This is a genomic window from Hephaestia caeni (assembly GCF_003550065.1).
Taxonomy (GTDB): Bacteria; Pseudomonadota; Alphaproteobacteria; order Sphingomonadales; family Sphingomonadaceae; genus Sphingomonas; species Sphingomonas caeni_A.
Genome location: NZ_QXDC01000005.1, coordinates 72,760 through 91,960, shown reverse-complemented (window position 1 = coordinate 91,960; position 19,201 = coordinate 72,760). Strand labels below are relative to the sequence as shown.

17 protein-coding genes are annotated in these 19,201 nt (G+C 67.4%); 5 read left to right on the top strand and 12 right to left on the bottom strand.

The features are described 5' to 3' along the window. Positions 1-40 precede the first annotated feature (40 nt). Positions 41-685, top strand: a complete 645-nt coding sequence (locus DFR49_RS19485) for a lysoplasmalogenase family protein (RefSeq protein WP_119037392.1) — start codon at positions 41-43, stop codon at positions 683-685. Here the strand turns inward: DFR49_RS19485 and DFR49_RS19480 are convergent. The 9 genes from DFR49_RS19480 to miaA all read right to left on the bottom strand — a co-directional run bounded on the left by DFR49_RS19480 (position 668) and on the right by miaA (position 11,625). Beyond that, a complete protein-coding gene (locus DFR49_RS19480) occupies positions 668-970 on the bottom strand; it encodes a DUF952 domain-containing protein (protein ID WP_119037529.1) in 303 nt (100 codons plus the stop codon). The genes DFR49_RS19485 and DFR49_RS19480 overlap by 18 nt on opposite strands. Positions 971-1,008: 38 nt before the next feature. Further along, positions 1,009-3,768 carry a DNA gyrase subunit A gene (gene gyrA, locus DFR49_RS19475; RefSeq protein WP_119037391.1) on the bottom strand — a complete coding sequence of 920 codons (2,760 nt, stop codon included), beginning with the start codon at positions 3,766-3,768 and terminating at the stop codon, positions 1,009-1,011. 138 nt (positions 3,769-3,906) lie between these two features. Continuing rightward, positions 3,907-5,565 (bottom strand): 2-isopropylmalate synthase, encoded by a 1,659-nt coding sequence (gene leuA, locus DFR49_RS19470; protein WP_119037390.1) that lies wholly within the window; start codon positions 5,563-5,565, stop codon positions 3,907-3,909. 225 nt (positions 5,566-5,790) lie between these two features. Beyond that, the gene (locus DFR49_RS19465) at positions 5,791-6,396 is read right to left on the bottom strand and encodes a TMEM175 family protein (protein ID WP_119037389.1); all 606 of its coding nucleotides are present in this window, start codon (positions 6,394-6,396) and stop codon (positions 5,791-5,793) included. Further along, entirely contained in the window at positions 6,393-7,007 is a 615-nt protein-coding gene (locus tag DFR49_RS19460) for a YceI family protein (RefSeq protein WP_119037528.1), read from the bottom strand. Before DFR49_RS19460 ends, DFR49_RS19465 begins: the two co-directional genes overlap by 4 nt. 155 nt (positions 7,008-7,162) lie before the next feature. After that, the gene (ilvC, locus tag DFR49_RS19455) at positions 7,163-8,182 is read right to left on the bottom strand and encodes a ketol-acid reductoisomerase (RefSeq protein WP_119037388.1); all 1,020 of its coding nucleotides are present in this window, start codon (positions 8,180-8,182) and stop codon (positions 7,163-7,165) included. A gap of 163 nt (positions 8,183-8,345) precedes the next feature. After that, positions 8,346-8,861: an acetolactate synthase small subunit gene (gene ilvN / locus DFR49_RS19450; RefSeq protein ID WP_119037387.1), complete on the bottom strand. Its 516-nt coding sequence runs from the start codon at positions 8,859-8,861 to the stop codon at positions 8,346-8,348. Between the two features lie 4 nt (positions 8,862-8,865). Beyond that, entirely contained in the window at positions 8,866-10,614 is a 1,749-nt protein-coding gene (locus DFR49_RS19445) for an acetolactate synthase 3 large subunit (protein ID WP_119037386.1), read from the bottom strand. 93 nt (positions 10,615-10,707) lie between these two features. Continuing rightward, entirely contained in the window at positions 10,708-11,625 is a 918-nt protein-coding gene (miaA, locus tag DFR49_RS19440) for a tRNA (adenosine(37)-N6)-dimethylallyltransferase MiaA (RefSeq protein WP_119037385.1), read from the bottom strand. On the opposite strand from miaA, the gene serB reads away from it, so the two are divergent. Further along, positions 11,624-12,508 (top strand): phosphoserine phosphatase SerB, encoded by an 885-nt coding sequence (serB, locus tag DFR49_RS19435; RefSeq protein WP_119037527.1) that lies wholly within the window; start codon positions 11,624-11,626, stop codon positions 12,506-12,508. The genes miaA and serB overlap by 2 nt on opposite strands. Before the next feature lie 188 nt (positions 12,509-12,696). Here the strand turns inward: serB and DFR49_RS22435 are convergent, their stop codons facing one another. Next, on the bottom strand, positions 12,697-13,761 hold the full coding sequence (locus tag DFR49_RS22435) for an SPOR domain-containing protein (protein WP_119037384.1): 1,065 nt from the start codon (positions 13,759-13,761) through the stop codon (positions 12,697-12,699). 499 nt (positions 13,762-14,260) lie between these two features. Here DFR49_RS22435 and DFR49_RS19425 point away from each other — a divergent pair, with 499 nt between their 5' ends. From DFR49_RS19425 to DFR49_RS19415, 3 genes are read left to right on the top strand one after another with little or no spacing between them, the layout of a single operon-like run. Then, a complete protein-coding gene (locus tag DFR49_RS19425) occupies positions 14,261-14,974 on the top strand; it encodes a ParA family protein (RefSeq protein WP_119037383.1) in 714 nt (237 codons plus the stop codon). Between the two features lie 2 nt (positions 14,975-14,976). Then, positions 14,977-15,594 carry a hypothetical protein gene (locus tag DFR49_RS19420; protein WP_119037382.1) on the top strand — a complete coding sequence of 206 codons (618 nt, stop codon included), beginning with the start codon at positions 14,977-14,979 and terminating at the stop codon, positions 15,592-15,594. 26 nt (positions 15,595-15,620) lie between these two features. Next, on the top strand, positions 15,621-16,916 hold the full coding sequence (locus DFR49_RS19415) for an SPOR domain-containing protein (protein WP_119037381.1): 1,296 nt from the start codon (positions 15,621-15,623) through the stop codon (positions 16,914-16,916). Between the two features lie 20 nt (positions 16,917-16,936). Here DFR49_RS19415 and DFR49_RS19410 read toward each other — a convergent pair whose 3' ends face one another. Both DFR49_RS19410 and DFR49_RS19405 read right to left on the bottom strand, forming a co-directional pair. Next, on the bottom strand, positions 16,937-18,163 hold the full coding sequence (locus tag DFR49_RS19410; protein ID WP_119037380.1) for a dihydroorotase: 1,227 nt from the start codon (positions 18,161-18,163) through the stop codon (positions 16,937-16,939). Next, positions 18,160-19,149 carry an aspartate carbamoyltransferase catalytic subunit gene (locus tag DFR49_RS19405; RefSeq protein ID WP_119037379.1) on the bottom strand — a complete coding sequence of 330 codons (990 nt, stop codon included), beginning with the start codon at positions 19,147-19,149 and terminating at the stop codon, positions 18,160-18,162. Before DFR49_RS19405 ends, DFR49_RS19410 begins: the two co-directional genes overlap by 4 nt. Between the last annotated feature and the right edge of the window lie 52 nt (positions 19,150-19,201).

The window sequence follows — 19,201 nt, the reverse complement described above, 5'->3', positions numbered from 1 at the left end:
GAGACAAGACAAGTTGTGGTGACACGACGGGGAGGGGACGATGCGCGGATTGCTGTGGGCGGCGCTGGTGGCGGGGGGCTCCTTTTGCCTCGCGGCGTGGTTGGGCTGGAACGGACCGGCCATGATCGCCTGGAAGGGCGCAGGCGTCGCGCTGCTCGCGGCGTGGGCGGCAAGCGAGGCGCGGGGCCTCGACGGCTGGCTGATCGCGATTGTGCTTGCGCTGGGCGCGGCGGGTGACGTGCTGCTCGAGGCGGTGGGGATGATCGCGGGGGCGGCGGCATTCCTTGCCGGGCATCTGGTCGCGATCGGGCTCTACCTGCGGCATCGGCGGGCGGCGCTCACCCCCAGCCAGCGCGCGCTCGGCTGGCTGGTCGCGCCGGCGACGGTGGCGATCTCGGTCGCCCTAGTGTGGCGCGGTGATGACGTGGTGGCGGTGGGAATCTATGCTGCAATCCTCGGGCTGATGGCAGCGATGGCGTGGACGAGTCGCTTCCCGCGCTATCGCACCGGCATCGGCGCGATGCTGTTCGTGGCGTCGGACCTGCTGATCTTCGCGCGTTTCGGTCCGCTGGCGGGCTCGTTCGTGCCGACGCTGCTGGTGTGGCCGCTCTATTTCGCCGGGCAGGCATTGATCGCGGTGGGGGTGGTGCGGACGCTCGCTGCGGACTCAGCCCGCGACGGGTAGGCGGATGGTGCCGTCGGGTTCGTGTTCGAGCGGGCCGTAGGCGATCACGGTTTCGAGCAGGAGCGGGCCGTAGAGATGGGGGAAGCGTGCGCCGCCGCGCGATTCCTCCCATTTCACGGGATCGTCCTGCGCCTCCAGATCGACGGCGGCGAGCCAGAGGTCGCCTTGGCCGGCGAAGTGTTTCGCGATCGTCCCGGCGAGCTGATCGGCGGTCGAGAGGTGGATATAGCCGTCCGACAGGTCGACCGGCGCGCCCGCGAAGGCGCCGGTCTCCAGCGCCTTCATCTGGGGCTCGGTCAGCACCTTGTAGGCGACCGGTGGCGTCACTCGCCGTCTTCGGGGCCGGCGGCGAGATCCTCGCCGGTGTCGCCGTCGGGGGTGGGGGCGTCGTGCTTCGGGCCGTCGCCGAGATCGGCCTCGGCGTCTTCCTCATTCTCCTCGAGCAACGCGGCGGAGACGACGTGCTCGCCCTCGGCGACATCGAACAGCCGCACGCCCGCCGAGCCGCGGCCGATGACGCGCAACGAATCGAGCGGCATGCGGATCAGCTTGGCCTGGTTGGTGACGAGCATGAGTTGGTCGCTCTGCGTCGCCGGGAAGCTGGCGACGACGGGGCCGTTGCGGCGGATGTTGTCGATATTGGTGATGCCCTGGCCGCCGCGTCCGGTGCGGCGATATTCGTAGGCCGAGGAAAGCTTGCCATAGCCGCCCGCGCAGACGGTGAGGATGAACTGTTCGCGGCCCGACAGCTCGGCGAAGCGTTCCGCAGTCATTGCGGGGGCGCCTTCCTTCTCGGCCTTCCACGGCGCGAAACGCAGATAATCCTCGCGCTCCTGCTGGTCGCGCATCCCACCGCGATGGAGGATCGAGAGCGAGATCACCTCGTCGCCTTCGCTGGCAAGGCGGATGCCGCGCACCCCGGTCGAGTTGCGGCTCTGGAACGCGCGGACGTCGTCGCCGCGGAAGCGGATCGCCTTGCCGCGGCGGGTGGCGAGCAGCACGTCGTCATTGTCGCCGAGCAAGGCGACGCCGATCAGCCGGTCGTCCTCGTCCTCGCCTTCGAACTTCATCGCGATCTTGCCGTTCGAGGGGACGTTGGTGAACGCATCCATCGAGTTGCGCCGCACAGAGCCTTTGGCGGTGGCGAACATGACGTGGAGCGCACCCCATTCGGCCTCGTCCTCGGGGAGCGGCAGCACCGTCGAGATCGTCTCGCCCTCGCCGAGCGGCAGAAGGTTGACGAGCGGCCGTCCGCGTGTCGCCGGGCCGCCTTCGGGTAGCCGCCAGACCTTCATGCGATAGACCTTGCCGGCGGTCGAGAAGAACAGCACCGGCGTGTGCGTCGAGGTGACGAACAATTCGGTGACGACGTCTTCGTCCTTGGTCGCCATGCCCGCGCGGCCCTTGCCGCCGCGGCGCTGGGCGCGGAAGGTATCGAGCGGGGTGCGCTTGATATAGCCTTCCATCGTCACCGTGACGACCATGTCCTCGCGCTCGATCAGATCTTCGTCCTCGATCCCGTCGGCGGCGGCGGTGATCTCGGACTTGCGCGGGGTGGCGAATTCATCGCGGATCGCGGCCAGTTCGCCGCGCATCACGCCGTAGAGCTTCGCGCGGTTGGACAGGATTTCGAGCAGATCGGCGATCGATTCGGCGAGCTGCTGCAACTCGTCGCCGATCTCGTCACGGCCCAGCGCGGTCAGGCGGTGGAGGCGCAGATCGAGGATTGCGCGGACCTGGATTTCGGAGAGCTGGTAGGTGTTGCCGGTAACCTCGGCCTCGACCGCTTCGACGAGCCGGATATAGGGCGCGATCTCGGCGATCGGCCATTCGCGGGCGAGCAATGCGGCGCGCGCGGCGGCCGGGCTCGCCGATCCACGGATGATACGGACCACTTCGTCGAGATTGGTGACCGCGATGACGAGACCAAGCAGAATATGGGCGCGTTCGCGGGCCTTGAGCAGCTCGAACTTGGCGCGCCGGGTGATGACCTCCTCGCGGAACTTGACGAACGCCTCGATGATGTCGCGCAGGTTGAGCGTCTCGGGCCGACCGCCGCGGATTGCGAGCATGTTGGCGGGAAACGACCCTTGCGCGGGCGTGTGGCGCCAGAGCTGGTTGAGCACGACTTCCGGCGTGGCGTCGCGCTTGAGATCGATGACGATGCGCACGCCTTCGCGGTTCGATTCGTCGCGAATATCGCTGACGCCCTCGATACGCTTGTCCTTGGCGGCCTCGGCGATCTTCTCGACCAGCGCGTTCTTGCCCTGCTGGAAAGGGATTTCGGTGAGCACGATCGAGCGCCGGTCGCCGCGTCCTTCCTCGATCACATGGCGCGAGCGCACGATGATCGAGCCGCGCCCGGTCTGGTAGGCCGAGCGCGCGCCCGAACGGCCGAGGATCAGCGCCCCGGTCGGGAAATCGGGCGCGGGCACGATCTCCATCAGTTCGTCGACGCTGATCCCGCCGTTGTCGATATAGGCGAGGCAGGCGTCGATCACTTCGCCCAGATTGTGCGGCGGGATGTTGGTCGCCATGCCGACCGCGATGCCGCCGGCACCGTTGACGAGCAGGTTGGGGAACGCCGCCGGCAGCACCTGCGGCTCGCTCTCGCTGGCGTCGTAATTGGGCTGAAAATCGACCGTATCCTTGTCGAGATCGGTCAGCAGCGCGTTCGCGACCTTGGCGAGGCGCGCTTCGGTGTAGCGCATCGCCGCGGGCGGATCAGGGTCCATCGAGCCGAAATTGCCCTGACCGTCGATCAGCGGCACGCGCATCGACCAATCCTGCGTCATGCGCGCGAGGGCGTCGTAGATCGCGGTATCGCCGTGCGGGTGGTACTTACCGATCACGTCGCCGACGATGCGCGCGGACTTGCGATAGGGCCGGTTGTGATAGAAGCCGCTCTCGCTCGCCGAATAGAGGATGCGGCGGTGGACGGGCTTCAACCCGTCGCGCACATCGGGCAGCGCGCGCGCCACGATCACGCTCATCGCGTAATCGAGATACGAGGTCTTCATCTCCTCGACGATGGAAATGGGGGTAATGTCCGAGGGGTCGCCGAGGACGGTCTCGTCGGTCAAATTTTCACGCTTTCGGATGTATGTTTCGGTTGGGAGACGGTCTAGCGGGTCGCGGCCCGCTTGTCACGCGCGCGCACGTATGCGCGCGCGCGAACACGCCCCGCCACCCCGGGCGTGTTCCGGGACGCTGGGGCTCGCCTAAAGCGCGTTTGCGGCGCTCAGAACAGCGCGGACCGAGGCTGTCGCGATGTCGGTATCGCGGCCGACGCCGAATACGGTGCGGCCGTCGGGCGTGGTGCATTCGAGATAGGCCGCGGCGGCGACCTCCGAACCCTGGCCGATCGCATGTTCGTTGTAATCGGCGACGTCGAGCGCGATCCCGCACGCATCGCGCAGCGCGATGACGACGCTTGAGATCAGGCCGTTGCCGCGCCCGCTGACCGAGCGTTCCTCGCCGTCGATCGCGATCCGGCCGACGAAGGTGCGCTGCCCGGTGGGGCCGCTTTCCTCGTAATCGACCAGCACGAAGCGATCCGTGTCGCCGGGCAGATAGGTACGCTTGAAAAGTTGCCAGATGTCATCGGCGTTGAGTTCGCGACCGGCCTCGTCGGCGAGCTGCTGGACGTGACGGCTGAACGCAGCCTGGAGCCGTTTGGGGAGCTTCAACCCCTTGTCCTGTTCGATCACCCAGGCGACCCCGCCCTTGCCCGACTGCGAATTGACGCGGATCACCGCCTCGTAATCGCGGCCCAGATCCTTGGGGTCGATCGGCAGATAGGGGACTTCCCAGAACTCGTCGTTGCGCGCTTCCTGTGCGGCGAAACCCTTTTTGATCGCGTCCTGGTGGCTGCCCGAAAACGCGGTGAACACCAGATCGCCGGCATAAGGCGTGCGCGGATGGACGGGCAGGTTGGTGCAGTAATTGACCGTGTTCACCACCTCGTCGATGTCCGAGAAATCGAGCCCCGGATGCACGCCTTGCGTGTACATGTTGAGCGCGACCGTCACGAGATCGCAATTGCCGGTGCGCTCGCCATTGCCGAGCAGGCAGCCCTCGACGCGATCGGCGCCCGCCATCAGCCCCAGTTCGGCTGCCGCGACCCCGGTGCCGCGATCGTTATGCGGGTGAAGCGAGATCACCACGCTGTCGCGGTTCGGCACGTTGCGGCAGAACCATTCGATCTGGTCGGCATAGACGTTGGGGGTCGCGCATTCGACCGTCGCGGGCAGGTTGAGGATCAGCGGCCGTTCGGGCGTGGGCTGGAGCACGTCCATCACCGCCTCGCAGACCTCGACCGAGAAATCGAGTTCGGCGGTCGAGAAGGTTTCGGGCGAATATTCGAAATGCCAGTCGGTATCGGGCTGCTTCGCGGCTTCGTCGCGCAGCACCTTGACGCCGTCGACCGCGATCTGGCGGATCTCGTCGCGGCTCATGCCGAACACGATCTTGCGCCATGCCGGCGACACCGCGTTGTAGAGGTGGACGATCGCGCGCGGGGCGCCGACCAGGCTCTGGAAGGTCGTTTCGATCAGGTCGCGGCGCGACTGGGTGAGCACCTGGATCGTCACGTCGTCGGGAACACCGCCCGATTGGACGAGGCCGGCGATGAAATCGAACTCGGTCGCGCCGGCGCTGGGGAACCCGACCTCGATTTCCTTGAGCCCCACCTTGACCAGAAGATCGAAGAAACGGCGCTTCCGCTCGGCGTCCATCGGGTCGATCAGCGCCTGGTTGCCGTCGCGCATGTCGGTGGAAAGCCAGCGCGGCGGCGTGGTGATGACGCGGCTGGGCCATTGTCGATCGGGCAGATCGATCTGGGGGAAGGGACGGTATTTGACGCTCGGATCGTTCAGCATGGGGTGTCCTGTCACGGTGACGCCCGCGGCGGCCGGGCCGCACGACGGATCGGTATCGAAAGCAAACGGCCCTTAGGCGGGAGCGCGCACGCGCCGGATCGTTCCGCCTAAGGGCGGATAAGTCGCAGCGGAAGAAGAAGCGCGGTCAGCGTCATCGTGGGTGCGTATTGGCGCAGACGCGCGGTCTTGTCCAGCACCGCGACGTTTCGGGCGCTATAAGCTGCGCTAATCGCCGCCGAACAGCCGGTCGACGGGGCTGGTCGGCAGGAACCAGAACAAGGCAACCAGCGCGGCGCAGGCGATACCGAGCCAGGGTGAGACGAAGGTGAGCGCCATCCCCGAGGCATAGAGGAAGGTCGCGAACACGCCCTTGCGCGTCGTCTGCTGATGATAGGCGCGGGCATCATGGCTTTGGCTGCCGGTGCGCCGGATCACCGTTTGCAACCAGACATAGGCGAAGGCGGGCAGCAGCATCGTGACGAGATAGAGCCAGGTCGCCTCGCGGCTGAAATGATGCTCGCCCAGATACGAGGTCGAAAACGGCACCAGCGACAGCGTGAACAGCAGCGCCATGTTGGACCAGACCAGCGCGTTGGTGACACAGGTCGCGTGGCCGAACAGGCGGTGGTGGTTGACCCAGTAGATCGCGACATAGGCGTAGCTCAGCACATAGGCGAGGAAGATCGGCCAGAGCGTCCACAGCCGGCCGAATTCGGGTGCGACCGGGGGATGGAGTTCGAGCACCATGATCGTGATGATGATCGCGACCACGCCGTCCGAAAACGCCTCGACCCGGCCGACGCCGCGCGCGCCTTCGCCGGGCTCGCTCATTGCTGGATGAAGGCGGCGTTGATCGTCAGCAGCACCTCGTCGGAAACCAGCGGAATGCCGTAGCTGATCCCGAAATCGCTGCGCTTGATCGTCGTCGTCGCGGCGAAGCCGACATTGACCTTGGGCGGCCCCATCGGGCCGTTGCCCGCGCCGACGAACTGCGCGTCGAGAGTCACCGGTTTGGTGACGCCCTTGAGCGTCAGGTTGCCGTCGATTTGCGCGGTCTGGTTGGCGATCGTCACCTTGGTGGAGACGAAACGGCCGGTCGGATATTTGGCCGCGTCGAAGAAGTCGGCGTTCTGAAGGTGCTCGTCGAGCCCGGCGGCGGTAGTCACCACCTTGGCGATCGGGAAGGTGATGTCGATTTTGGCGGCGGACGGGTTCTTCGGATCGATCGTCAGCGTGCCGGTCGGCGCGACGAACATGCCGGTATACGTGCTGAAGCCCAGGTGCGTGACGGTGAACAGCACCTGCGTATGATCGGAATCGACAGTGTAGGTGCCCGCGACGACGCGCGACGGATCGGGCGCGCCCGGCGCTTTGGTCGGCATGTCCTGCGCGAGGACCGGAACGGCGGCGAAGGCGAGAAGCGAGGCGAGGACCAGACGCATGAGCACGACTCCCGGTTGTTGCAGGGTCGCTATAGCCTCAATCGTCATCCCCGCGAAAGCGGGGACCCATCTCCTGACGCCGCCAGACACGCGTCGTGCGCCTGTGGGTCGAATATGAGATGGGGCCGCGCGTTCCGCGGGGATGACCGCGGAGGTCAGTTCTTGTCCTTGTCCACCAGCTTGTTGGCGCCGATCCAGGGCATCATCGCGCGCAGCTCGCTGCCGACCTTTTCGATCGGATGGGCGGCGGCGGCCTTGCGGCTGGCCTTGAGTTCGGGCTGGCCGGCGCGGTTGTCGAGGACGAAATCCTTGACGAAACGGCCCGCCTGGATGTCGGCGAGGACGCGCTTCATCTCGGCCTTGGTCTCGTCGGTGATGATCCGCGGGCCGGTGGTGATGTCGCCGTATTCGGCGGTATTCGAAATCGAATAACGCATGTTGGCGATGCCGCCCTCATACATCAGGTCGACGATCAGCTTCACTTCGTGGAGGCATTCGAAATAAGCCATTTCGGGGGCGTAGCCCGCCTCGACCAGCGTCTCGAACCCGGCGGTGATGAGGTGGGTGAGGCCGCCGCACAGCACCGCCTGCTCGCCGAACAGGTCGGTTTCGCATTCCTCGCGGAAATTGGTCTCGATGATCCCCGAAAGGCCGCCGCCGACGCCGCTGGCATAAGCGAGCGCGATATCATGCGCGTTGCCGCTGGCATCCTGATCGACCGCGATCAGGCACGGCACGCCGCCGCCGCGGACATATTCGCTACGCACGGTGTGGCCCGGGCCCTTGGGGGCGATCATGATGACGTCGATGTCGGCGGGCGGCTCGATCAGCCCGAAATGGACGTTGAGGCCGTGCGCGAAGGCGATCGCGGCGCCGGGGCGGATATTGCCCTTGAGGTCCGCGTCCCAGATCGCGGCCTGATGCTCGTCGGGGGCGAGGATCATCACGATGTCCGCCCATTTGGCGGCTTCGGCATTGGTCATCACCTTGAAGCCCGCTTCCTCGGCCTTCTTACGTGTGGCCGAGCCTTCGCGAAGCGCGACCGCCACCTCCTTGACGCCCGAATCGCGCAAATTCTGCGCATGGGCATGGCCCTGGCTGCCATAGCCGACGATCGCGATTTTCTTGGTCGTGATGAGGTTCAGATCGGCATCGCGATCGTAATAGACACGCATGTTCTTCCCTTTGCTCTTTATTCCTCGCCCAGCGGGAGAGGATACGGAGACCGGCCGGCCTGCCGGCTAGTCGGAGTTGGTGAGGGTGGAGACGTTGCCGTTCTCACCCTTCCGCCGGCTTCGCCGGCTCCCTCCCTCTCCCAGCGGGAGAGGGATTGGTGATTCATGCCCCCTTCGGCCCCCGCGAGATCGCGACGATGCCGGTGCGCGCGACTTCGACCAGGCCGACCTCGCGCATCAAATTGACGAAGGTGTCGAGCTTGTCGCTGCCGCCGGTGACCTCGAACACGAAGCTCTCGATCGTCGCGTCGATCACGCGCGCGCGGTACACGTCGGCAAGCCGCAGCGCCTCGATGCGATGATCGCCCGTGCCGGCGACCTTGACCAGCGCCAGCTCGCGCTCGACGTGCGGCCCCAGCGCCGTCAGGTCCGAGACCTTGTGGACGGGCACCAGCCGCTCGAGCTGGGCGATGATCTGCTCCATCACGCTTGCCGAGGCCGAGGTGACGATCGTGATCCGGCTGACGAGATCGTCCTCCGAAATGTCGGTGACGGTCAGGCTCTCGATATTGTAGCCGCGTGCGGTGAACAGGCCGGCGATCCGCGCGAGAATGCCCGGCTCGTTGTCGACGATGACGGCAAGCGTGTGCCGCTCGATGGCTTCTTCCTTGATGTGCATGCGATCAGACCAGTGCCTTGGCTTCATCGTTCATCGTGCCGGAGACTTCGGCCGCCTGAAGGATCATGTCGGTATGCGCTGCGCCCGACGGGATCATCGGGAAGCAATTGGCGAGCTGCGACACCGCGCAATCGACGATCACCGGCCCGTCATGGCCGAGCATGGCGGCGATGCCGTCGTCGAGCTGGTCGCGGGTCTCGATGCGGATGCCCTTCCAGCCGTACGCCTCGGCGAGCTTCACGAAATCGGGCAGGGATTCGCTGTAACTCTGTGAATAACGGCTAGAATAGGTCAGTTCCTGCCACTGGCGGACCATCCCCATATACTGGTTGTTGAGGATGAAGACCTTGACCGGCAGCCGGTATTGCGCCGCGGTCGCCATCTCCTGGATGTTCATCTGGATCGAGGCTTCGCCGGCGATGTCGATCACGAGCGCATCCGGGTGGCCGAGCTGCGCGCCGATCGCGGCGGGGAGGCCGTAGCCCATCGTGCCGAGCCCGCCCGAGGTCAGCCATTTGTTGGGCGCCTCGAAGCCGAAATGCTGCGCCGCCCACATCTGATGCTGGCCGACCTCGGTGGAGATGATCGGGGCGCGATCCTTCGTCGCCTCATAGAGCGCGCGGATCGCGCGTTGCGGCATGATCGCCTGCGGGTCCGTCTCGGGGAAATCGAGGCTTCTCGTCGCGCGCCAGCCGTCGATCCGGCGCCACCATTCGCCGAGATCGGGGCGGGGGTGCCGGCGTTCCTTCCACACGCGGATCATGTCCGCGAGCGCATGGCCGACATCGGCGATGACGGGCAGATCGACACGCACGTTCTTGTTGACCGACGAGCGATCGATATCGACGTGGATCTTCTTCGAATGCGGCGCGAAGGCATCGAGACGGCCGGTGACGCGATCGTCGAAGCGCGCGCCCAGCGCCACGATCAGATCGGCCTTGTTCATCGCCATATTGGCCTCGAACGTGCCGTGCATCCCGAGCATGCCGAGCCATTGTTCCGACGAAGCAGGCAGCGCGCCGAGCCCCATCAGCGTCGAGGTGACCGGCGCGCCGGTGAGCGCCGCCAGTTCACGCAGCAACCGGCTCGCCTCCGGGCCGGAATTGATGATGCCGCCGCCGGTGTAGAAGATCGGGCGCTCGGCCGCCGCGATCATCTCGACCGCGCTGTCGATCAGCGCCGGATCGGCCTCGGCGGGGGGGCGATAGGTCTTGTGCCGGATCGGGCCGGGCGCGGTATAGCGCGCGGTCGCGACTTGCACGTCCTTGGGAATGTCGATCACGACCGGGCCGGGGCGGCCCGAGGTCGCGATATGGAATGCCTCATGGATCACCTCGCCAAGCCGCGACGGATCCTTCACCAGATAATTGTGCTTGGTGCAGTGGCGCGTGAGGCCGACCGTATCGGCTTCCTGAAAGGCGTCGGTGCCGATCAACGCGGTCGGCACCTGGCCGCTGATGACCACCATCGGGATCGAATCCATCAGCGCGTCGGTGATGCCGGTGATCGCGTTGGTCGCGCCCGGCCCCGACGTGACGAGCACCACGCCGGGCTTGCCGGTTGCGCGCGCATAGCCCTCGGCCGCGTGCGTCGCCGCCTGTTCGTGGCGCACCAGGATGTGGCGGATTTTCTTTTGATGAAAGAGTGCGTCGTAGATCGGCAGCACCGCGCCGCCGGGATAGCCGAACACGATCTCGACGCCGAGATCGCCCAACGCCTCGATCAGAATGTCGGCACCGCTTTTCTCAGCCATCGTCCACGTCCTTTCTTGCCGCACCGCAATAGCATGCGGACGGCGGGGCTGCTAACCGTTATAAAAATACTCGTCAACCCCGTATAAGAGAAATTATATTTCAAATTTCCCGAGAAGGTAATTTATTTCTGTCGCATCCGTGCGCGGCCATGCCGGGGGAGGCTGGTTGCGGAACCACGTAAACTGGCGCTTGGCGTAGCGTCTGGTCGCCGCCTTGCCGTCGGCGATCGCTGCACTGCGGTCGCGCTCGCCCGCAAGCCAGGCGGCGATCTCGGGGACGCCGATCGCCCGCCGGATCGGCGCGGCGGCGGGCAGATCGGGCCGCGCGAGCAATCGCCGCACTTCTTCGACTGCGCCTTGATCCAGCATCGCCTCGAACCGTGCGTCGCAGCGCGCGAACAGCCAGTCGCGATCGGGCAACAGCACCAGCGGCCTGAGCGCGATCCGGTCACCGATCCCGCCTCGGCGCGTCGCCTGCCACTCGGCGAGCGGTTTTCCCGTCGAACGCACCACTTCGAGCGCGCGCGCGACCCGTGTCGTATCGGCAGGCGCGAGCCGCGCCGCGGCGGCCGGATCGATCTGCTCGAGCGCCGCGTGCGCGGCGGCGACGGGCATCGCGCGGACCTCGGCGCGGATGCGCGGATCGATCTCCGGCACCGGGGCGATGCCGTCAAGCAGCGTGCGCAGGTAGAGCCCGGTGCCGCCGACGAGGATCGGCAGCCGCCCCGAGTCGTGCGCGTCGGCGATCGCGGCGGTGGCATCTGCCGCCCAGCGCGCCGCCGAACAGGCGTCGGCGCCGTCGATATAACCGAACAGACGATGCGGCACGCGCGCCTCCTCATCGCGCGTGGGGCGCGCGGAAAGCACGCGCAGATCGGCATAGACCTGCGCCGAATCGGCATTGATCACGGTGCCGCGATGGCGCTCGGCCAGTGCGATCGCGAGCGCGGACTTGCCGCTCGCGGTCGGGCCTGCGATGAGCGCCACAAACTGGGGACAGGAGGCCGTCATTTATATCGCCACGTTGGTTACCGCTGGTGAGATCAGCACCGGCGACCTTTCGAGCCTATGCGACCGCTTGGCGCAAGCCGGTTGCGCGCCGCAGGTATCGGTGCGGATCGACGGCGGCCGGGCCGCCGATATCGCGTTCCAGGGCGGCCCCGCCACTGCGCGCAAGTCGCTCGACGGCGCGCTCGCGCATACCGACGTCATCGTGCAACCGATGGCGGCCCGTGAGAAGAAGCTGCTGATCGCCGACATGGATTCGACGATGATCACCGTCGAATGCCTCGACGAACTGGCCGATTACGCGGGCATCAAGGACGAGATCGCCGCCGTCACCGAGCGCGCGATGCGCGGCGAACTCGATTTCGCGCAGGCGCTCGACGAGCGGGTGGCGCGGTTGAAGGGGCTCGACGCGTCGGTGATCGACAAATGCCTTGCCGAGCGAATCCGCGCGACGCCCGGCGCGGCGACGCTGGTGCGGACGATGAAGGCGCGGCTAGGCGCGACCACGCTCCTCGTTTCGGGCGGCTTCTCGCGCTTCGCCGATCGCGTCGGCGTGGCGATCGGGTTCGATCGCGCGCTCTCGAACGAGCTTCAGATCGAAAACGGCAAGCTCGCCGGCACGGTCGCCAAGCCGATCGTCGATTCGGCGGCGAAAGAGAAGGCGCTGCTCGACACCGCAGCGACGCTCGGCATTCCGCTGTCGCAGACGCTCGCGGTCGGTGACGGCGCGAACGACCTGCCGATGATCCGCAAGGCCGGGCTCGGTGTCGCGTATCGGGCCAAGCCGGTGGTCGCCGCCGAGGCGGACGCGCGGCTCGACCACACCGATCTCACCGCGCTGCTCTATGCGCAAGGCGTGCCGAGCGCCGAGTGGGAACAGGCCTAATATGGTGGAATCGAAGTTCCTGTCATCACCGTCACCCCGGGCATGACCCGGGGTCCCGCTTCCTTGCGCGGACGGACCGAAGAAAAGCGGGATCCCGGGTCAAGCCCGGGATGACGACATCAATGCGGCGAACTTCAGATTCAGGGGCCTAGGATTTGTTCCACTTACGTGGAAGCGGCCCCGGCTTTCTACGGCCTCACCGGCAGGCAATCATTGCCCTTGGCCTTGACCGATGCACAGGCGCTTGCTGCCTCGCCTGAAGACGCGAACGGGCCGGCTTGCAGCCGCACCACCGATCCGGCCTTGACGAAATAGGACTGGCGGTTGCCGAGCGTGCTCACGCGCGGTTGGAGCCGCCCCCACAAGCGACGCGCATTGGCTTCGTTGCTGAACGCGCCGAGCTGGATGCGCCATTTGCCTTCGGGCCTGGGCAGCGGCTGGACCGTCGCGGGTCGCGCGGGCGCGGGTGTCGGCTGCGGGGTCGCGACGGGGGCCGGGGTGGAGGGAACGGGCGCCGACGCGGTTCTGCCGGGCACCGGGTATGGCGCGCCGGGCTGCGGCGCTGTCGTTGTGGCGGTGGCGGTCGAGGGCGGCAGCGCCACGGTGCGGATCGGGGGCTTGGTGTTGCTGGACGCGAGCACCTCGGGCGGCAGCGCGGGGCGCTGCGCCTGCACCTGATATTGCCGCGCGAGTTCGAGCCCCTTTTGCCGCTGATCCTTCGGAATATATTCGTCCATCTTGGCCAGCGTCTCGCTCGCCTGCGACAGGCCCGATCCCGACGCGCGCGTCAGCAGCGCATAGGCGCGGACCCAATCCCTGGTCTGCCCGCCGTCGCCGTTGAACAGCATCGTGCCGTAGACGAGTTGCGCGCGCGGCGCCCCGCGCATCGCCGCTTTTTCGAGCCACGGCGCGGCCTCGGCGCGCTTGCCGTTCTGAAACAGCGTGAGGCCGTAATTCTCCTCGGCCTGGTAATGGCCCTGCTCGGCGGCCTTGCGATACCATTTCTCCGCCTCGGCCGGATTGGCCGCCACGCCGCGGCCCAGCTTATAGGCTTGCCCGAGGTTGAACTGCGCGTCGGCGTCGCCGTGTTCGGCGGGGTCGCGCCACGCCTTGACCGCGGCGGCATCGTCGCCCCGGCTCCAGGCATCGACGCCTGCTTTCACCGGGTTGGCGGTCGGCGCCGTCTGCGGTGCGGCGGCGGCGAGCACGACGCCGGCGATGCCGGCAAAAGCGGGCGCGAGAAGGCGGGTCATATCGGCTCCTGTCGGGCAGCGCGGACGAACCGCGCGGAATATTGGCGGGAAATCAGGCTTGTGCAACGAGTCCCTCGCGAGCGGTGCGGCGGATGCACGCGATTTTGGCCGGCAAATCTTAAGTATCGGTGGAATTAACCTCGATCAACGGGAACCGGATCATTCCGGGGATGTTCTGTCGTCGCCTCTCGCGCGAGCGGGGGAACTGGCAGCATTCCCCCTAACAGTGCTGCCGGCCGGATGGGGGCGGCAGACCCCGGCTGAGATGCCCGCCGCCCCCGAAGGCTCCCCCCGCCTTCTTGGGTTGGACCATAGCCTCACGGGCAGGTCTGTCACCCCCAAACGGGCGTGTTCTGTATCAATATGAAACACGCCCGGGGCGGCGGCGGCTGGTGCCGTTTGCCGTGTGACAACCCCGCTAACCACCCCGTTAACCGCTTCTTATCGTTCCCCGTGGCATTCGCCGCCACAGGAACAGCAGGATTTTCAGGGGACGCGAATGCGGGTTCTCGCGATGGCATCGCAGAAGGGCGGGTCCGGCAAGACCACGCTTTCGGGGCATCTGGCGGTGCAGGCTCAATTGGCCGGCGCCGGGCCGGTGGTCTTGATCGATATCGATCCGCAGGGGTCGCTCTCGGATTGGTGGAACGAGCGCGACACCGATTATCCGGCGTTTGCGCAGACCACGGTCGCGCGGCTTGCCGCCGATCTCGAGGTGTTGCGCCAGCAGGGCTTCAAGCTGGCGATGATCGATACGCCGCCGGCGATCACGATGGCGATCCAGAGCGTGATCGCGGTCGCCGAGCTGATCGTGATCCCGACGCGCCCCAGCCCGCACGACCTGCGCGCCGTGGGCGCCACGGTCGATCTGTGCGAGCGCGCGGGCAAGCCGCTGCTGTTCGTCGTCAACGGCGCGACGCCCAAGGCGCGGATCACCTCCGAGGCCGCGGTGGCATTGTCGCAGCACGGCACCGTCGCCCCGGTCACCGTCCACCATCGCACCGATTTCGCGGCCTCGATGATCGACGGCCGCACGGTGATGGAGGTCGATCAGAAATGCCGGTCGGCGCAGGAGATCGTCCAGCTCTGGAGCTATATCTCGGATCGGCTCGAAAAGAATTTCCGCCGCACGGTGTTCAGCGCGCCCAGCGCCAACGGGTTCGTGGCGCCACGGCAGACGGCGGGTGGCTTCGGCCGCCGGGTGGTGAGCTGATCATGGCGCAGCTCAAGCCTACCGCATCGCTTTCGTCCGGCCTGCTCGCACGCAAGGGGCAAGCGCGCCCGGCGATGCGCCCGCAGGGCCTGTCGGGTTTCGGCACGATGACCGACCAGCTCGAGGATCTCGGCTGGAACGACATGGGGCCAGCCGACGAACCGGCCGCGCATCACGGGCCCCGGCCGGTGCTGACGCCGATGGATACCGTCACCGGGAGGCCCACCGTGCTTCGCCAGCGCGAGGCGCTGCGCGAGGAGATCGAGGCACCCGCGCCCGAACGCGCCGCGCCGGCCGAACCGGTCGCCGTCGAAGCGCCGCCGCCGGTTGCCGAGGCGCCGCAGCCCGCGCGCACGCCGCGCAAATCGGTCTCGGTCGCCACCGCGACGCGGATCGGCCGCGAAACCTCGGGCAAGGGCAAGGGGCGCGTCAGGCGCAACGCGTCGGGCAAGGCCGCGTTCACGCTGCGGCTCGATGCCGATCGCCATCTGCGGCTGCGGCTGGCGAGTGCGCTGTGCAACCGCTCGGCGCAGGTGCTCGTCACCGAGGCGCTCGATCAATTGCTCGGCTCGTTGCCCGAGGTCGAGGATCTGGTGCGCCAGTTGCCGCGCCGCGATTGAGCTCACGGATTGAAGGGGGAAATCTGATGAAAACCCGGATCATGCTGACCATCGGCGCCTCCGCGCTGCTGTTCGGCGGCACGATGGTCAGTTGTGCGGGGCATGACGTCGGAGTCGCTTCGGCGAGCACGCGGGATGCCGATGCCGGTGCGCGCCAGGCCGCCAAGCTGATCGACAAGGCCAATCGCGCGCTTGCCCGCAACCACGCCGACGATGCCGTCGATTATGCCGAAAAGGCGGTGGCGCTTGCCCCGCGCGAGGCCGGCTATCGCGTGGTGCTCGGTCAATCGTATCTCGCCGACGGCCGTTTTACCTCGGCGCGGCAAGCATTTACCGATGCGCTCGCGCTCGATTCGAACAATGGTAAGGTTGCCCTCAGCCTCGCGCTTGCACAAACCGCCGAAGGCGACTGGGCCGCCGCGCGCGCGACGCTGGACGATCATGCGGGGGTGATCCCCGCCACCGATCGCGGGCTTGCGCTTGCGCTCGCGGGCGATCCCAAGGCGGCGCTTCAGGTGCTCGTCCCCGCCGCGCGTGAGCGCGGAGCGACGGCCAAGACGCGCCAGAATCTCGCGCTCGCGTTCGCGCTTGCGGGCAATTGGCAGGCCGCGCGCTCGATCGCGATGGTCGATCTGCCGCCCGCCGAGGTCGACAAGCGGATCGAACAATGGGCTGCCTTCGCCACACCGCGCAGCGCCTCGGATCAGGTTGCGGCGTTGCTCGGCGTCAAGCCTCGGGACGATCAGGGCCAGCCCGTCGCGCTCGCGCTCAACGCCGAGGTCGCGCCGGTCGCGCTGGCGGCGGCTGAACCGGCCGAGCCCGTCGCGCCTGGCCCCGCGCTCGCGCCCGCCGCGACGGTGGCGGTTGCCACGTCGGCGGCGACGCCGAGCTTCGCCAGCCGCGTCGCGTCGGTGGTGTTCGGCCCGCGCAAGGAAGTCGTCCAGCCGATCCCGACGCAGGCGGTGCGCGTGGCGTCGGCCGCGAAGCCGGTGGCCGGAAAGGCCGCCGCGCCGCTCGCTCTCGCGTCGGGCAATTGGGTCGTCCAGCTTGGCGCCTACGAGAACGCCGCGGTTGCGCGCGACGGCTGGAACCGCATCCGCCGCGTGCTGCCGGCGTTCCGCGATCAGACGCCGCAGGGAATGCATTTCAGCGGCAATGGCGGCGACTTCTATCGCCTGTCGGTCGGCGGCTTCGCGCGGAGCGATGCCGATCGGCTGTGCCGTCGCTACAAAGCCAAGGGCGGCCATTGCTTCGTGCGGCAGGATGCCGGCGATCAGGTCGCCAAATGGATCGATCCGGGCAAGCAGCTCGCGGCGCGCTAACCTCCCGGCCCGAAATCGCTCTAGGTCGAAAAAACCTCGGTGCCGCCCTTGAACAGGCGGTGTACCTTGCCCTGAACCGGTAACCCGTCGAACGGCGTGTTGCCGGTTTTGGCGGTCATGGCCTCGGTGGCGATCTGCCACGGCGCGCCGGCGTCGAAGGCGACGAGATCGGCAGGCGCTCCTTCGCTGAGCGTGCCGCCCTCGACCCCGAGCACCTTGGCCGGGTTGGCGGAAAGCAACGCGAACAGCCGGTCGATCGTGAGCCGCTCGTCGCGGACCAGAGTCAGCGCGAGCGCGAGAAGATGCTCGGCATCGGCCGCGCCCGGTGCGGCGTCGGCGAAGGGCAGGCGCTTCTCCTCGGGGCCGCGTGGATCGTGGCCCGAGGCGAGCACGTCGATCGTGCCGTCGGCGATCGCGGCAAGCGCGGCCTGACGATCGTCCTCGCCGCGCAGCGGCGGCGAGAGATGCGCGAAGCTGCGAAAATCGGTCATCGCGATATCGCTGAGCAGCAAATGCGCGGGCGTGATCCCGCACGTCACCGCAACGCCGCGACGCTTGGCCGCGCGGATGAGATCGAACCCCGCCGCGGTCGTCACCTGCCGGACATGCAGCCGCGCGCCGGTTTCCTCGGCGAGCATCAGATCGCGCGCGATCGCCAGCGGTTCGGCAAGCGAGGGTGCCGACGCGAGCCCCATCCGGGTCGCCGCTTCGCCCGCCGTCGCAACAGTACGTCCCGTCAGTCCGCCGTCCTCGGCGTGCGATATCACCGTGAGGCCGAGGTCGCGCGCATAGCCCAGCACTTTGCGCATCACGCCCGAATCGGCGATCCAGCCGCGCCCGGTCGCGACCGCCTTCGCGCCCGCCTGCCGGTTGATCGCCATTTCGGCGAGGTCGGTGCCCGCAAGCCCCTTGGTCGCCGCGGCGATCGGGTGAATCCACAGGGTCGGCTTGCCGATCAGCGCGGCGCGCTGGACGATGCCGGGATCGTCGAGCACCGGCGACTGATCGGGCATCAGCCCGACGCGTGCGATGCCGCCGGCATGGAATGCGGGCAGATCGATCGCGAACACGCCCAGATCGACGATTGCGGGCGCCAGCGTCAGCCCCTTGCACTCCACGACGTCGGTGTCGCTCGGCAGGCCGGTCTGCCCCACCGAGACGATCCGGTCGCCTTCGGTGATCAGCGTGCCGGTAACGATGCCGCGCGTCGGGCAGACGAGGCGGGCGTTGGTGAACGCGCGCTTCATGCCCAGCCCTCCACGCCGCGGGCGCGGCGCGTCAGCACGTCGAGGCACGCCATGCGGACCGCGACCCCCATTTCGACCTGTTCGGTGATCGCCGAATGATCGGGATGGTCGGCGACGTTCGACGCGATCTCGACGCCGCGATTCATCGGGCCGGGGTGCATCACCAGCGCGTCGGGCCTGGCGCGCGCCAGCCGCTCGAGCGTGAGCCCGTAGCGCAGATGATATTCACGCGTGGAGGGGATGTAGGCGCCCGCCATGCGCTCGTTCTGGAGCCGCAACATCATCACCACGTCGCACGCCTCGATCGCCGCATCGAAATCGGTGAAGGGCGTCACCCCCATGCGCTCGATCGCGGGTGGCATCAGTGTCGTCGGCGCGCAGACGCGCACCTCGGCGGCGAGCGCGGTCAGCGCGAGAATGTTCGAGCGCGCGACACGGCTGTGGAGCAGATCGCCGCAGATCACCACGCGCTGCCCGGCGACTCCGCCGCGCCGCCGCCGGATCGTCAGCGCGTCGAGCAACGCCTGGGTGGGGTGCTCGTGCGCGCCGTCGCCGGCGTTGAGCACGGGGCAATCGACCTTGTCCGCGATCAGTTGCACCGCGCCCGAACTGGCATGGCGGATGACGATCACGTCGGCGCGCATCGCGTTCAACGTCATCGCGGTGTCGATCAGCGTTTCGCCTTTCTTCACCGAGCTTTGCGCCGCGTGCATGTTGACGACGTCGGCGCCCAGCCGCTTGCCGGCGATCTCGAACGACAGCAGCGTGCGCGTCGAATTCTCGAAGAAGGCATTGATCTGCGTCAGCCCGTCGAGCGGATGCTGGCTCTTGGCGTGGCGGCGGTTCCAGTCGACCCATTGTTCCGCCTCATCGAGAAGGAACACGATCTCGTGCGGCTGGAGCCCCGCGATGCCCGTGAGGCTGCCGTGCGGGAAGACGGCGCCGCCCGGTATCTGGGCGGCCGGCGAATGATCGGATGCTGGCATCAAAGTGGCCGCGTAGCGCGCGGGACGCCACCGCGCAAGCGTCGGCGGTGGA

Excerpts from the sequence above, each read along its gene's own strand:
- DFR49_RS22435 (WP_119037384.1), bottom strand. The coding sequence starts at position 13,761 with ATGACCCGCCTTCTCGCGCCCGCTTTTGCCGGCATCGCCGGCGTCGTG.
- DFR49_RS19465 (WP_119037389.1), bottom strand. The coding sequence starts at position 6,396 with ATGAGCGAGCCCGGCGAAGGCGCGCGCGGCGTCGGCCGGGTCGAGGCG.
- DFR49_RS19405 (WP_119037379.1), bottom strand. The coding sequence starts at position 19,149 with ATGCCAGCATCCGATCATTCGCCGGCCGCCCAGATACCGGGCGGCGCC.
- DFR49_RS19410 (WP_119037380.1), bottom strand. The coding sequence starts at position 18,163 with ATGAAGCGCGCGTTCACCAACGCCCGCCTCGTCTGCCCGACGCGCGGC.
- ilvC (WP_119037388.1), bottom strand. The coding sequence starts at position 8,182 with ATGCGTGTCTATTACGATCGCGATGCCGATCTGAACCTCATCACGACC.
- miaA (WP_119037385.1), bottom strand. The coding sequence starts at position 11,625 with ATGACGGCCTCCTGTCCCCAGTTTGTGGCGCTCATCGCAGGCCCGACC.
- DFR49_RS19425 (WP_119037383.1), top strand. The coding sequence starts at position 14,261 with ATGCGGGTTCTCGCGATGGCATCGCAGAAGGGCGGGTCCGGCAAGACC.
- DFR49_RS19485 (WP_119037392.1), top strand. The coding sequence starts at position 41 with ATGCGCGGATTGCTGTGGGCGGCGCTGGTGGCGGGGGGCTCCTTTTGC.
- DFR49_RS19420 (WP_119037382.1), top strand. The coding sequence starts at position 14,977 with ATGGCGCAGCTCAAGCCTACCGCATCGCTTTCGTCCGGCCTGCTCGCA.
- DFR49_RS19480 (WP_119037529.1), bottom strand. The coding sequence starts at position 970 with ATGAAGGCGCTGGAGACCGGCGCCTTCGCGGGCGCGCCGGTCGACCTG.
- ilvN (WP_119037387.1), bottom strand. The coding sequence starts at position 8,861 with ATGCACATCAAGGAAGAAGCCATCGAGCGGCACACGCTTGCCGTCATC.
- DFR49_RS19415 (WP_119037381.1), top strand. The coding sequence starts at position 15,621 with ATGAAAACCCGGATCATGCTGACCATCGGCGCCTCCGCGCTGCTGTTC.
- DFR49_RS19460 (WP_119037528.1), bottom strand. The coding sequence starts at position 7,007 with ATGCGTCTGGTCCTCGCCTCGCTTCTCGCCTTCGCCGCCGTTCCGGTC.
- DFR49_RS19445 (WP_119037386.1), bottom strand. The coding sequence starts at position 10,614 with ATGGCTGAGAAAAGCGGTGCCGACATTCTGATCGAGGCGTTGGGCGAT.
- leuA (WP_119037390.1), bottom strand. The coding sequence starts at position 5,565 with ATGCTGAACGATCCGAGCGTCAAATACCGTCCCTTCCCCCAGATCGAT.